Origin of the sequence: Microbacterium sp. PAMC21962, assembly GCF_019443465.1 — a bacterium.
GTDB classification, from domain to species: Bacteria; Actinomycetota; Actinomycetes; order Actinomycetales; family Microbacteriaceae; genus Microbacterium; species Microbacterium hominis.
The window spans coordinates 3,283,833-3,297,134 of sequence record NZ_CP080381.1; the positions used below are offsets into that span (position 1 = coordinate 3,283,833).

The 13,302-nt window shown below is 68.1% G+C and carries 11 protein-coding genes and 1 pseudogene; 10 read left to right on the top strand and 2 right to left on the bottom strand.

The features are described 5' to 3' along the window. Positions 1 to 6: 6 nt before the first annotated feature. Positions 7 to 1,491 (top strand): PfkB family carbohydrate kinase, encoded by a 1,485-nt coding sequence (locus tag KY498_RS15385; RefSeq protein WP_191008943.1) that lies wholly within the window; start codon positions 7 to 9, stop codon positions 1,489 to 1,491. A gap of 24 nt (positions 1,492 to 1,515) precedes the next feature. Then, entirely contained in the window at positions 1,516 to 2,097 is a 582-nt protein-coding gene (locus tag KY498_RS15390; RefSeq protein WP_060960958.1) for an SIS domain-containing protein, read from the top strand. Here KY498_RS15390 and KY498_RS15395 read toward each other — a convergent pair. Then, positions 2,082 to 2,675, bottom strand: coding sequence for an HAD-IIIA family hydrolase (locus KY498_RS15395; protein ID WP_191008942.1), 594 nt, complete (start codon positions 2,673 to 2,675; stop codon positions 2,082 to 2,084). The genes KY498_RS15390 and KY498_RS15395 overlap by 16 nt on opposite strands. A gap of 171 nt (positions 2,676 to 2,846) precedes the next feature. Between KY498_RS15395 and KY498_RS15400 the strand changes: the two genes are divergently transcribed. From KY498_RS15400 to KY498_RS15430, 8 genes and pseudogenes are all read left to right on the top strand, one after another. Beyond that, a complete protein-coding gene (locus tag KY498_RS15400) occupies positions 2,847 to 4,217 on the top strand; it encodes an excalibur calcium-binding domain-containing protein (protein ID WP_223848993.1) in 1,371 nt (456 codons plus the stop codon). A 73-nt stretch (positions 4,218 to 4,290) separates the two neighbouring features. Then, on the top strand, positions 4,291 to 4,812 hold the full coding sequence (locus KY498_RS15405) for a hypothetical protein (protein WP_060960955.1): 522 nt from the start codon (positions 4,291 to 4,293) through the stop codon (positions 4,810 to 4,812). A gap of 38 nt (positions 4,813 to 4,850) precedes the next feature. Beyond that, complete coding sequence (locus KY498_RS15410) at positions 4,851 to 7,493, top strand: LGFP repeat-containing protein (RefSeq protein WP_191008941.1); 2,643 nt, start codon at positions 4,851 to 4,853, stop codon at positions 7,491 to 7,493. 214 nt (positions 7,494 to 7,707) lie between these two features. Then, entirely contained in the window at positions 7,708 to 7,974 is a 267-nt protein-coding gene (locus KY498_RS15415) for a hypothetical protein (protein WP_060960953.1), read from the top strand. After that, a complete protein-coding gene (locus KY498_RS16570) occupies positions 7,971 to 9,098 on the top strand; it encodes a glycosyltransferase family 2 protein (RefSeq protein WP_060960952.1) in 1,128 nt (375 codons plus the stop codon). The genes KY498_RS15415 and KY498_RS16570 overlap by 4 nt, the downstream gene beginning before the upstream one ends. Positions 9,099 to 9,105: 7 nt before the next feature. Beyond that, positions 9,106 to 10,338 carry an acyltransferase gene (locus tag KY498_RS15420; RefSeq protein WP_223848972.1) on the top strand — a complete coding sequence of 411 codons (1,233 nt, stop codon included), beginning with the start codon at positions 9,106 to 9,108 and terminating at the stop codon, positions 10,336 to 10,338. Positions 10,339 to 10,342: 4 nt separating this feature from the next. Next, positions 10,343 to 11,212, top strand: a complete 870-nt coding sequence (locus KY498_RS15425) for an NAD(P)-dependent oxidoreductase (RefSeq protein WP_101306722.1) — start codon at positions 10,343 to 10,345, stop codon at positions 11,210 to 11,212. Beyond that, positions 11,209 to 11,769, top strand: a pseudogene (locus KY498_RS15430) (dTDP-4-dehydrorhamnose 3,5-epimerase family protein); the annotation flags it as partial. The gene KY498_RS15425 and the pseudogene KY498_RS15430, both read left to right, overlap by 4 nt. 9 nt (positions 11,770 to 11,778) lie before the next feature. On the opposite strand, the gene KY498_RS15435 reads toward KY498_RS15430, so the two are convergent. Continuing rightward, positions 11,779 to 13,290: a polysaccharide pyruvyl transferase family protein gene (locus tag KY498_RS15435; RefSeq protein ID WP_191008939.1), complete on the bottom strand. Its 1,512-nt coding sequence runs from the start codon at positions 13,288 to 13,290 to the stop codon at positions 11,779 to 11,781. Between the last annotated feature and the right edge of the window lie 12 nt (positions 13,291 to 13,302).

Genomic DNA, 13,302 nt, shown 5'->3' on the forward strand with positions numbered 1-13,302 from the left:
CCCGCCATGACTTCTCTTCCCCTCATCACTCCTCACGACGTCCTCGGGTTCCAGGCGGTGCATGTGGTCGTCGTCGGCGACGCGATGCTCGATCGGTACGTCGAGGGCGCGGTGCACCGCATCTCTCCGGAAGCGCCGATCCCCGTGCTCCGCGTCGCCCAGGACCGCTCGGTGGCCGGAGGCGCCGCGAACGCGGCGATGAACATCGCGGGGCTCGGCGCCGCGGCGACTCTCATCGCGGCGTGGGCCGAGGACGAGGCGGGCCGGGAGCTCGAGAAACTGCTCGCGGCCGCCGGCGTCCAGGCGCGCCGCGTCGCCCGAGGCGATGCCCCCACGATCGAGAAGCTGCGGGTCGTGGCCGGGCAGCAGCAGATCGTGCGCATCGATCGCGAGGACACGTCGTCGCTGGATGCGGCCGGTGCGGATGCCGTGCTCAGCGCTGTGCGCGATGCCGTCGAGGGGCACGACCATCGGTGCGTCATCGTCCTCTCCGACTACGCGAAGGGCATGCTCGACGAGGCGGTCGTGCAGCGCGTGATCGCCTTCGCCCGAGAGCGCTCCCTGCCCGTCGTCGTCGACCCGAAGTCGGCGGACATCCGCAAGTACAGCGGCGCGACGGTCGTGAAGCCCAACTTCGCCGAGGCGGCCCTCATGGCGGGGGTGTCGGCGACCGCGCCGACCGAGGAGGTGCTCGCGCAGATCGCCGAGGCGATGGCCGTCCCGGATGTGTCGGCCGTCGCGATCTCCCTGTCCGCGCTGGGCGTCGAGGTCGTCGAGGGCGGCGCGCGCACGCGGCTTCCCACGCGCGCCCGTCTCGTCGCCGACGTCTCCGGTGCCGGTGACTCCATGATCGCGGGTCTCGCAGTGGGCCTCGGCAGCGGCCTGTCCACCCTGAAGGCCGTGCAGGTCGGAAACCTGGCCGCCGGCATCGCCTGCGCCCGTCCGGGCACCGCGGTGGTGACCTCGGCCGACCTCCTCAACGAACTGCTGATCGATTCCTCTCCCGCCCACCGGCCGGGCACGATCGAGGACTGGGATGAGCTGGCGCGACTGGTGCGGGTGGAGAAGGACGCGGGCCGGACGGTGGTCTTCGCGAACGGAGTCTTCGACCTCCTGCACGCCGGCCATGTCGCTCTCCTCAAGGAGGCCCGTTCGTTCGGCGACGTGCTCGTCGTGGGAGTGAACTCGGATGCCTCGACGGCGCGACTCAAAGGACCGTCGCGACCGCTGCAACCGCAGGCGGATCGCATGGCGGTGCTGGACGCCGTACGCTACGTGGATTTCGTCACCGTGTTCGAGCAGGACACTCCCCGCGAGCTGATCCGGGCCATCCAGCCGGACGTCATCGTGAAAGGATCGGACTACCGACCCGATCAGGTCGTCGGGGGAGACGATGCCAAGGCCTGGGGCGGCAGAGTCCATATCGTGACCCTCCTCGACGGTGTCTCGACGACGAAGCTGTCGCAGGGCGAACAGGTGCGTCGCGGCTGAGCCGCGCGGGAGAGGAATCACAAGATGAACATCGTTCAGGAGAACCTGCTCGAGAACGCACGCCGGATGTCGGCCCTCGCGGAGGACGAGCGCTTCGGAGCGTCGTTCGCGGCCGCGGCGGAGACCATGGTGACCTCACTGCGCGGGGGAGGGACGCTGTTCGCCTGCGGCAACGGCGGTTCGATGACCAACGCTCAGCACTTCGCCGAGGAACTCACCGGCAGGTTCCGTGGGAATCGGCCGCCGCTGCGGGCGATGGCGATCTCCGACCCGTCCCACCTCACCTGCGTCGCCAACGACTACGGCTACGAGTTCGTGTTCTCCAAGTTCGTCGAGGCGTTCGCTCGCCCCGGCGACGTCCTGCTCGCGCTCAGCACGAGCGGCAAGTCACCGAACGTGCTCCGCGCGGCGGAGGCGATGAAGGCGGCGGGAGGCAAGGTCGTGGCCTCGTCGGGCACGGCCGAGAGCCCGATCGGGGCGTTGGCCGATGTGACGATCGCCCTCGGCGCCAGTCGCTGGGCCGACCGCATCCAGGAGTCGGAGCTCGTCGTCATCCACTCGCTGATGCAGGCCATCGAGGACGGGTTCGGCTACTCCGCGGAGTGATCCGGCCCCGCGGCGGCGACGGCGAATGCCGCCAACGTGGGGAACGTGACGTCGGCGTGCGGATCGTCCACGGCATCGATGCGCACGGTCATCGTGCCGCCGGTGCGCGCTCCCAGTCGCCGTCCCATCTCGATGTCCGACTCCGTGTCGCCCACCATGACCGACAGTGCCGCATCGACCTCCGGATGCTGGGCGAGGTAGCTCAGCGCCATCCCGGGAGCAGGCTTGCGGCAGTCGCAGTCCGCGCCCACGAGATGGGGGCACACGCGGATGTCGTCGACCCGCCCTCCCGCCCCTTCGATCTCGAGGCGCATCCGCCGATGGATGTCGTCGAGGTCGGCAGCCGTCATGAGCCCTTTGCCCACGCCCTGCTGGTTCGTCACGACCACGATGCGCGGTGCCCACTGCGCGAGGACTGCCAGGGCCTCGAGTGCTCCGGGTTCGAACGCGAACTGCTCCCACGTGCGCACATAGCCGTCGATGATGCGGGTGTTGATCACGCCGTCGCGGTCGAGGAAGAGACACCACTGCCGACCCGAGGTGTTTCGGCGTCGTGTCTCCTGCGTGAGCGTGTCCACCCGGCGACGCTATCGCACCCGGGCGGCGAAGGCGGCACGTGATCGGGGGCGTGGACGGCGGTGACGCCCTCGGCGGATCCCAGAAGAACGGTAGCGTGTGGTCGAGGCGCGGGAGACGAGCCGTCTGCGGGATGAAAGGACATGACTGTGCAGTCGAATCCACTGGTGTCCATGGTCGGGGCGCGAAGGCGGCGGGGGCGCCTTTCTCTGTTCAGCGCGGTCTGCGCAGCCCTGGTCGTGGTGATCGTCGCCGCAGGAGCGGGCACCGGTGCGTACGCCGCGCCCGTGGACGCCGCGCCCGCACGTATCGCCGGCTCGACGGCGTCGAGCGCAGCGGCTGCCTCGACCGACATCCCGGTGCACCCGTGGTTCGAACCGACGTACACCGAATTGGGCGGAACCGGCGGCGTCCTCGGCGCACCCCTGCACCCGATGCAGTGTCAGTCGAGCTCGTGCTGGCAGGAGTTCGCCGGCGGAGTGCTCACGTCCGATGGGACCCGGATCGTCAAGCTCTCCACCGAGTACGTCTCGACATGGCTCGCGGCCGGAGGCCCGGACGGCGGGCTCGGGCTGGTCGCGGGCCCGGAATCCTGCTTCGGTACGTACTGCGCCACTCCGTTCACCCACGGTGTCGCACGGTGGACGCCCGGCGTCGGGGTTCAGGTGATCCTCGTGCACCCGTGGTTCGAAGAGGCGTGGAAGCGGCTCGGTGCGGTCACCGGAGAGATCGGCATCCCGCTCAACGGCCTCACGTGCCAGTCGTCCTCGTGCTGGCAGGAGTTCGTGGGTGGCGTGCTCACCTCGGACGGCACCCAGATCGTGAAACTCTCCAGCTCCTATGTGCGCACGTGGCTTGCGTGGGGCGGACCGGACGGCGACATCGGTCTGGTCTCGGGGCCCGAGAAGTGCTACGGGTGGTACTGCGAGGCTTCGTTCACGGGTGGTGTCATCGTCTGGAATCCGGGCGGCTACGGCGTGACGTTCCCCGTCACGAAGCGCTGGTTCTACGGCGACTGGATCGCCCGAGGAGGGGGCGGTGGCTCTCTCGGTGTTCCGCTCGGTGCGATGGAGTGTCAACGAGCGGCGTGTTATCAGCAGTTCAGTAGAGGCACGCTGACGTCGTCGTCCACGGGGATCGTGTCGCTCTCCACGGCGTACGTCGACCATTGGCTCTATCGCGAAGGTGGGCCCGACGGTCACCTCGGTCTCGTCGAGGGGCCCGAGTCGTGCTTCAGCGGCCAGTGCCAGGTTCCGTTCCAGCACGGCCTCATGGTGTGGCAGCCCGGTGGAGGCGTACGGGTGCTCACGGGAGCCGAGGCCGATGCGTGGCGGGCCAGCTATCCCCTGCCGGGCTCCGCGCCGTCGACGGGCGGCTCGTCCGGCGGCGGGACGCCCGCCAACCCCGGCGATACGGTCAACTGCGACGATTTTGACACGCAGGCGCAAGCGCAGGCATGGTTCGACAAGTACAAGCCGTACTACGGCGATGTCGCCAGGCTTGACCGCGACAACAACGGGATCGCTTGCGAGTCGCGTCCGTGAAGGGCACGCGGGCTGATCTCGACCATTCTCGCCAACTGTGGTTGATACTGAGGGAGTGAACTACGGTCAACGAGTGCAGCCTGGTCTCGGCGAGCGGCGCGACGCGATGAGGCGCGTCGGTTTCGGCGCGCTGGTGTCGGTCGGCGCGATGATGTCCCTCGTCGCATGCGCGACCGGCTCCGCAGGCTCGCCGGGCTCGACGACGACCGCTCCGGTTCCTCCCACCAGCGCGACCGTTGCCGTGCCGACGCCGACGTCCTCTGCGACCCCGGCGACGCCCTCTCCGATCGCGTCGCCGACGCCCGGCGCCACGGCGACGGTCACGATCGTCAGCTCGGGAGCGGACGGGGAGGACGTCTTCGCATCGGGCCTCGTCACGGGAGACGCCGACGAGGAGGGGACGTGCTCGCTGACTGCCACATCGGCGACGGGTCGCGTCCTCACCGCCCAGACAGAGGCCCACGCCACGCCCGCAGCCGTGAACTGCGGGCTGATCAAGATCGCGGCCGAGCCCGGCGACTGGACGCTCGTTCTGAGCTTCACCTCGCCGACCTCGGCCGGCTCGTCCGCATCGGTGCTGGTCCATCAGCCGTGAGTGAAGCCCCGCGGACCCTCCGCCGTCGTCTCCTCTCGATGCTGGTCGTCGTTGCGGCGGTGTTCTCGGGACTCGTCGGAGTCGTCGCACCGCTGCAACCGCCGGCCGCGGACGCCGCGACCGCGAGCAGCTTCCAGGCCGGCTATCTGATCTCCGACAGCAACTTCTTCGATTCGGGGTCGCTCTCGGCATCCGACATCCAGAGCTTCCTGAACTCGAAGGTGTCGAACTGTCGGCCGTTGTACGGCATGCCGTGCATGCGCGACTATGTCGCGCAGTCGACGCCGGCGCTCGCGGCGAACGCCTACTGCAGTGCGTTCCCGGGCGGCTCGATGACCGCCGCCCAGTTGATCTCGGCCGTCGCCCAGTCGTGCGGAATCAACCCCAAGGTGATTCTCGTGATGCTGCAGAAGGAGCAGAGCCTCGTCACGGACCCGTCGCCGTACGAGGTGCAGTACAGTGCGGCGCTCGGGCAGGGATGCCCCGACGGGGCCGCCTGCGACCCCGACTATGCGGGCTTCTTCTACCAGCTGTACGGCGCGGCTCGGCAGATGCAGATCTACATCAAGAACCCGAGTTGGTTCGGCTACCAGCTGGGGTGGAACAACATCCTGTATCAGGCCAACCCTCCGGACACGAAGGGCATCTGCGGAACCAAGCGCGTCTACATCCAGAACGATGCCACGCGCGCGCTGTACGTCTACACGCCGTACACACCCAATCAGGCCGCGCTCGACAACCTCTACAGCACCGGTGACTTCTGCTCGTCCTACGGCAACCGCAACTTCTGGCGTCTGTACACCGACTGGTTCGGCGACCCGACCGCAGAGCAGGTCACGGGGGAGTACGCCGCGGTGTGGAAGTCCCTCGGCGGAGCTTCCGGAATCCTCGGCGCGCCGAGGAGCGTCGTCGTCTGCATCGACAACCGCTACTGCCAGCAGTCGTTCGCCGGCGGGACGATCTTCTGGTTCCCCTCGCGGGGCGTGTTCGGTGTCCCGTCGGTCGTCGAGTCGATGTGGCGGAACCTCGGGTTCATCGATGGCAAGCCGGGATTGCCGACGGGCGTGCCGGTCTGTGCCGTTGACTCGACCTGCGCGCAGTCGTTCGACGGCGGGGTGATCGCGGCGGACTCGGTCGGCGGGTCGCTGGTGGGACAGCACATCCAGTACACCTGGCTGGCGGCGGGCGGTGTCGCCCTCGGCGGCGCGCGCGGCCCGGAGGTCTGCTCGGCCGGTGACAAGTGCGCCCAGACCTTCGCCCGGGCGGCGTTCTTCTCCGGCGGGGGTGCGACCGCGGTCGTGGGCGGGATCTTCCAGGCGTGGAGCGCGAACGGCATGTCGGCGGGCGCGATGGGGTATCCCCAGAGCGATGCGGTGTGCGCCGGCGGCGGGTGCACGCAGCGGTTCGACGGCGGCCTCATCGTGGCGGCCGGTTCGAACGCCCAGGCGATTCCGACCGCGATCGCGACACCGTACCTCGCGGCGGGGGGATATGCCGCCCTGGGCGCACCGGTCGCTCCCGCAACGTGCGGCGCAGGCACCTCCTGCTCGCAGCTGTTCGAGCGGGCGCGCATCGACGTCTCCACGGCGCGGGGCACGATCATCACCACCGGGCTGTTCCTCTCCGCCTGGGCGGCCCGCGGCTATGACCAGGGTGTTCTGGGTGCGCCGACGGCGGCGGCGGTGTGCACGGCGGTGACGTGTTCGCAGTCGTTCCAGGGCGGTCTGCTGGTCGGTTCGCCGTCGAACGGCGTCGTCGCCGTGACGGGACAGTACCGTGACGTGTGGCTCGCGACGGGCGGCGTCACGGGCTCGCTGGGTCTGCCGCTGGGCAACGACTCGTGTGACGGCAAGAGCTGTTCGCAGGCTTTCCAGCGCGGTGTCCTGGCGTGGACGCCGGCGTACGGGATGGTGACGGTGTCGGGCTGGTTCCTGCAGCCGTGGCAGGCGCAGGGTGCGGGCGGCGGGGCGTTGGGTGCGCCGACGGCGGCGGCGGTGTGCACGGCGGTGACGTGTTCGCAGTCGTTCCAGGGCGGTCTGCTGGTCGGTTCGCCGTCGAACGGCGTCGTCGCCGTGACGGGACAGTACCGTGACGTGTGGCTCGCGACGGGCGGCGTCACGGGCTCGCTGGGTCTGCCGCTGGGCAACGACTCGTGTGACGGCAAGAGCTGTTCGCAGGCTTTCCAGCGCGGTGTCCTGGCGTGGACGCCGGCGTACGGGATGGTGACGGTGTCGGGCTGGTTCCTGCAGCCGTGGCAGGCGCAGGGTGCGGGCGGCGGGGCGTTGGGTGCGCCGACGGCGGCGGCGGTGTGCACGGCGGTGACGTGTTCGCAGTCGTTCCAGGGCGGTGTGCTCTCGGGGTCTCCCTCCAACGGCGTGATCGCCGTCCTCGGCGAATACCGTGATCTCTGGATGGCGGCGGGTGGTCCCACCGGCACGCTCGGGCGCGTGCTCGCCGCCGCCACCTGCAACGGGAAATGGTGCGGGGTCGACTTCGACAACGGATCCATCGTCTGGTCGCCGGCAACGGGTGCCAACGTCGTGTCGGCGCCGATCTACAGCCGGTGGATCGCCGCCGGGGGAGCGAACGGGCGTTACGGACTTCCGTTGCGCGCGGCCAAGAACGTTTCGGGGGGCACGGCTCAGGACTTCCAGTTCGGCACGATCTCGGTGGCGCCGTGACGGTCGGTCGTCGCGAAGAGTCCACGGCGATGGATGCTAATCTGCTGGGGGCGGGGGAGATCGCCGGCGGGCGATATCGAACCCGCGGCGTCCTGATCGCCACCGAGTCCGCTGCAGCGCCTGCCGGGGCGGGCTCATCTGAGGCCGGTCGTGCTCCCCGGTGAGAACCCGGCCCCACGTCCCCTCGCCGAGGGTACTGACGAGAGGATTCCAGATGACCGATGACCGTGTGCTGTCCGCGGATGCCGTCGATTCCGTCTCGCTCGAGCGTGCGCTCAAGGACGTCGAGGTCGCGAACGCACGGGTCATCGAGCTGACTCGCGGCATGCTGGAGCGCGAGAAGCGGATCACCGAGCTCGAGGCCGAAGTCGTCCAGCTCAAGCTCATGCTGGATCCGCGGCGCAAGATCGAGCACGTGTTCCGCAAGAACCACACCCTGTACGTCATCGGTCGTCGCGCCAAGCGGATGATGGGCCGGTGAGCGCGCCCACGAGGCCGCGCGTCCTCCTGGCGGTCACCTTCTACAACGGCCGCGATTTCGCCGAGCGGACGATGGACTCGATCGCGGCCATCGAGCACGATGGCTTCGATCTCGATGTGCTCGTGCTCGACGACGCGAGCCCGGAGCCGGGCTTCAGCGACCATCTGGCGGAGATCTCGGATCGCAAGGGCGCGACGTACTACCGCGCCACGCGCAACCTCGGCATCCCGCGGAACGTGAACCTGGGCCTCGCGACGGCGCAGAAGCTGCAGTACGACTACGTCGTGATCTCCAACTCCGACGTCATCTACTCCAAGAACTCGGTGAGCGTGCTGCTGGAGGCGCTGCGCGGGCACGACGACGTCGCATCGGCGACGGCATGGTCGACCAACGTCGAGCCGTACTCGTTGCCCTGCGGTGTGGAGCTGTATCCGGAGGAGCAGGACGTCGCCGATCTCATCGGAACCGCCCTCCACAACCGTTTCGGGACGGAGGCGATCGACATCCCCGCGGGCATCTCGTTCGCCATGATGGTGCCCGTGCCGCGACTGGAGGTCGTCGGACTCATGGATCCCGTCTTCGGGCGGGGCTACGGCGAGGAGTCGGACTGGTCCGCACGGGCGACGAGCGCCGGGTATCGGCACCTTCTCGTCCAGGGGGCGTACGTCTACCACGCCGGACGTGGCTCGACTCTCGCGGCCGGGGTGGTGTCGCAGTCCGATATCGCCGACTGGACGAATCAAGCGATCGTCGAGCACCGCTCACCGATGTTCCGCTGGAGCGTCGATGCCTTCATGCGCTCCGGGGTCATGGACGACGCGCGCCCGGAGGCGGTGGCGGCGATCATCGCGCACGCTGCCGCTGTCAACGGCTATGCGCTCGTCAACGCGGCATCCGACTGGGACGATGTCGACCCGCGGGTGGTGACCGTGACCCTGCGGTCCGAGGCCGATGAGATGTGCATGGCTCAGTGGTGCGGCTTCACGACGGAGATCGACACCGATCAGATCGACGTCGTCGACGCGGTGGTCGCCTACTTCGGCGGGCAGCGCCCTGTTGCGACCAACCTCCGCCCGGCGATCTGGGAGGGCGCCGACACGTTCGGCTATCCCGTCGGATTGTGAGCGCGGATTGACGAGTCTCGCTGTCGCCTTCGACACCCGTAACAACTCCATCGGCTTTCTTCGCTGGCTGATGGCCTTCATGGTCATCTTCTCGCACGCGGGACCCGTCGCCGGTCTCTTCGGCGGCGTGGACATCGGCGCCCAGTGGGGCGCGGAGACGTCGCTGGGCGGAGTGGCCGTCACGGGCTTCTTCTTCCTGTCGGGAATGCTCATCACCCGCAGCATGATGAACAGCTCCTCCCCGGTGCGCTTCCTCTGGCATCGCGTCGTCCGCATCTTCCCGGCCTGGTTCCTCGTCCTCGTCATCACCGCATTCGTGTTCGCGCCCCTGGCGTGGTGGCACGAGCGCGGGACCATTCGCGGCTTCTTCTCCGTCGCATCGGATTCCCCGTGGGATTACGTGGCGCGCAACTTCACCTTGATCCTCGGACAGTGGTCGATCGCCGGCACGGGCTCCGGCGTCCACGCGGTGCTGGAGGGGTACAACACCTGGAACGGCTCCGCATGGACCCTGATGTGGGAGTTCGGCTGCTACCTGGGGGTCCTGGCGCTCGGCGTCGTGGGTGCCCTGGCCGGGCGCATCGTGGGTGCGGCCTTCGCGGTGCTGATTCTCGCGCTCAGCATGCTGCAGGCTCTGCATGTCGGCGACCTGGCGTCGACGTTCCAGCTGCTCGGCAACCCGCAGGTTCTGCAGCTCGCCGCCCCGTTCGCCTTCGGCACACTGGTCCAGCTCTTCATCGACAAGGTCCCGTTCGATGATCGGCTCGGGATCGGGATGCTCGTTCTGGCCGCGTTGTGCTGGTGGCGCGGTGGATGGTTCGTCGTCGGCCAGTACGCCTTCGCCTACGGTCTGATCTGGTTCGGCAGTCGGGTGAAGGTCCTTGCCAACTGGGACCGGAGGGCGGACCTCTCGTACGGCATCTACATCGCCGGATGGCCCGTGATGTTCCTTGCGGCGGTCTTCGGCGTCGAGAAGTGGGGAACGGTGGCGTACCTCGCCGTGGTCATCGTGATCGTGCACCTGTATGCGCTCGCGAGCTACATGCTCATCGAGAAGCCGGCGTTGGACTTGAAGCACTGGATGCCGCGCGGCGTCGCCGTCCTGGGAGGCTGGAAGCCGGTGCCGCCGAAGGCGAGCTCGTCGCGCGTCCCCTCGTGGCTCAGGATGACGCCGCTCGTGCTTCTGCTCCTCGTGACGGGAGCGCTGGTCATTGTCGGGGCCCTGAGAGGAGCGATCTAGGACTATGGCGGGATCATCGGTCATCATCACCGGAGCGGCTGGTTACGTCGGAAGGCATGTCGTCACGGCGGTCGCCGACCTCGGCTTCGAGCCGATCGCCGTCGTGCGACCCGGCTCCGCCGCGGCCATCGACCCCCGGGCACGTGTCTTCGAGGCAGACATCCTCACAGAGGGTGCGGATGTGCTCCGGGCCGTCGGGGTCGGCGACGTCGCGGCGGTCATCCACCTCGCGTGGCAGGACGGTTTCGTGCACAACGCGCCGTCCCACATGGCGCAACTGTCACGTCACTACGCGTTTCTGACGGGCCTCGCCGATGCCGGTGTTCCGCGCATCGCCGCGCTCGGGACCATGCACGAGATCGGCTACTGGGAGGGGCCGGTGACCGCCGACACCCCCACCAATCCGCTCACGCTGTACGGCGTCGCGAAGGATGCCCTGCGACGCTCGACGACCATCGCCATCGGTGAGCGTTCCGAGTACGTCTGGCTGCGGGCCTATTACATCCTGGGTGATGATCGACGAAACCGTTCGATCTTCGCCAAACTGCTCGAGGCGGCAGATCGAGGGGAGACGGTCTTCCCGTTCACGACCGGAAAGACCCTGTACGACTTCATCGATGTGGTGGAGCTCGGCCGGCAGATCGCCGTCGCCGCCGTCTCTCCCGGTGTCACCGGGGTTCTCAACGTCGCGAGCGGCGCCCCGGAGTCGCTGGCGAGCCGAGTGGAGAGGTTCATCGCCGACAACGGTCTGGGGCTCACACTCGAGTACGGAGCCTTTCCCGACCGCCCCTATGATTCCCCCGGAACGTGGGCCGATGCAGAAGCCATATCTGCGCTCATGTCCGCCTCCCCCTTCGCCAAGGAGAATTCGTGACCATCGAGTACGGCAAATCGCTCGCCGCCCGCACCACGCCGATACCCGGGCTCCTCCTCGTCGATCTGCCCGTCCACGGCGACAACCGCGGATGGTTCAAGGAGAACTGGCAGCGCGAGAAGATGATGGAGCTGGGTATTCCGGACTTCGGTCCGGTGCAGAACAACATCTCGTTCAACGACGCCGTCGGCACGACGCGCGGCATCCATGCCGAACCGTGGGACAAGTTCATCTCGATCGGCTTCGGATCCGTCTTCGGCGCGTGGGTGGATCTTCGCGCCGGTGAGAGCTTCGGCACCGTCTTCACGGCGGAGCTCGACCCGTCGACCGCGATCTTCGTTCCGCGCGGGGTGGGCAACTCCTACCAGACGCTCGAGCCCAACACGGTCTACACCTACCTCGTGAACGACCATTGGAGCCCCGAGAAGCTCGGCGAATACTCCTTCGTGAACCTCGCCGATGAGACCGCCGACATCCCGTGGCCGATTCCGCTCGCGAACGTCGAGTTGTCCGACAAGGACCGACAGCACCCCCGGTTGGGGGAGGTCACGCCCCTCTGAGCGAGATCACCGACGGCGATCTCGAAGAGCGCGCAGACGGCGCGCGACGGCCCGGACGGGCCTCGTCGCCCGCCATGCGCGGCTCTGCTCGATGCGCTGGAGTCGTGACCGGGTCTCCCGCAGCTCCGATCGCGCATCGTCGAGCTCGCGGGCCGTGCCCATCAACTGCTCATACGTCTCGGTGAACTCCGCGGTGGCGGCGTCGCGCTCTGCCGTGCGGATGCGGGCCAGGCGGTCCAGCTGCAGGATGTTCCACTCCGTCTCCGCTTTCGGGACCAGCTCCAGATGGAACGAGATCTCCAGGGTTCCCGCCACCGGCGCCGACGACAGGTACCACGGGTTCGTCGTGAGGAAGGTGTCGACGCCGTCCGCGGACGACGCGCCCTCGGCAACGAGCGCTGCGTCGCCGAGGTCCGACACCGCGGAGAGCACCGAGATCCGGCTGACCCATCCGTCCAGGGGGTGGAAGCGGACGCTGTCGATGTTCGTGTAGGCGGAGAGATCGAACGTCACCGTCATCCGGTCGTCGCCGAACACGTTGTTCGTGGCGTCGATACGCTGGTCGTCCGTGAATCCGGCTCCGGTGTCGATCAACAGCTTGGAGGCCACCATGTCCCCCGGCAGAAGCCGGAGATCGCGTGCGCGCTGCTCGGCCTCGGCCGCCCGCGTCGCCAGATCGTAGGCGTCCCAGGGTGTGACGCCCTCGGGCACGTGTGCGCGGACGACGGCGAGGACCTCCTCCAGGAAGAGATCGGTCTTCTCGATGCAGGCGTCCAGGACGTCGTAGGAGCGCGCTCTCCTCGCCGCATCCTCGAGATCCTCGCCCGGATCGATGAACGTCGGCGGGTACTCGAACCCGTCGAACTTCGTGGAGAAGCCGCCGGGGCTCAGGCAGCGCTTGCCCATCAAGGTCGCCCAGTAGATCATGTGATAGCTGTTGGACACGACGATCTCGCTCTCACCGATGAAGGTGAGGATCTCCTCCACGCTCCTCTCATTGGAGATCGCGTCATGGCCGGGGAAGTCCAGCGGGAAGTCCTTGTGGTGCGCGACTCCGAACCGCCTGCGGATCTCGTGCGTCGTCCGCAGCTGCGGCATCACGCACGTCACATCCGGGAGGTAGGGGATGCCGTGCTCGTTCTCGAAGTCGCGGACCGTGAGGATCGTGAATCGATCGAAGTCGATCGGCGTCCGGAACGAGGGGGACAGGCCGAAGTGCGTGTTGAACCCCGGCGCCCACGCGATGACGGGCGCACCGACGCGAAGGAGCCGATTGATCGCGCGGTTCATGAACTCGGTGTGGTCGAACATGCCGCCGCCGCCGAGGATCACGACGTCGTCGTCGCGGATGGCGTCCCAGTCGATGTAGCGGATGTCATGCCGTCGGAAGGGGAAGGCGGCGAACCGCTCGGCGTAGTGGGTGAGCGGGCTCGCCACGCGGTCACCGGCGTTGCTGTCGTCGACTCGGCTGACGAAATGCAGCATGCGGCGCCGGGTGGTGGCTGGCGAGAGGGACATCGACCTACCCTA

Excerpts from the sequence above, each read along its gene's own strand:
- KY498_RS15410 (WP_191008941.1), top strand. The coding sequence starts at position 4,851 with ATGCTGGTCGTCGTTGCGGCGGTGTTCTCGGGACTCGTCGGAGTCGTC.
- KY498_RS15390 (WP_060960958.1), top strand. The coding sequence starts at position 1,516 with ATGAACATCGTTCAGGAGAACCTGCTCGAGAACGCACGCCGGATGTCG.
- KY498_RS15415 (WP_060960953.1), top strand. The coding sequence starts at position 7,708 with ATGACCGATGACCGTGTGCTGTCCGCGGATGCCGTCGATTCCGTCTCG.
- KY498_RS15425 (WP_101306722.1), top strand. The coding sequence starts at position 10,343 with ATGGCGGGATCATCGGTCATCATCACCGGAGCGGCTGGTTACGTCGGA.
- KY498_RS15385 (WP_191008943.1), top strand. The coding sequence starts at position 7 with ATGACTTCTCTTCCCCTCATCACTCCTCACGACGTCCTCGGGTTCCAG.
- KY498_RS15435 (WP_191008939.1), bottom strand. The coding sequence starts at position 13,290 with ATGTCCCTCTCGCCAGCCACCACCCGGCGCCGCATGCTGCATTTCGTC.
- KY498_RS15400 (WP_223848993.1), top strand. The coding sequence starts at position 2,847 with ATGGTCGGGGCGCGAAGGCGGCGGGGGCGCCTTTCTCTGTTCAGCGCG.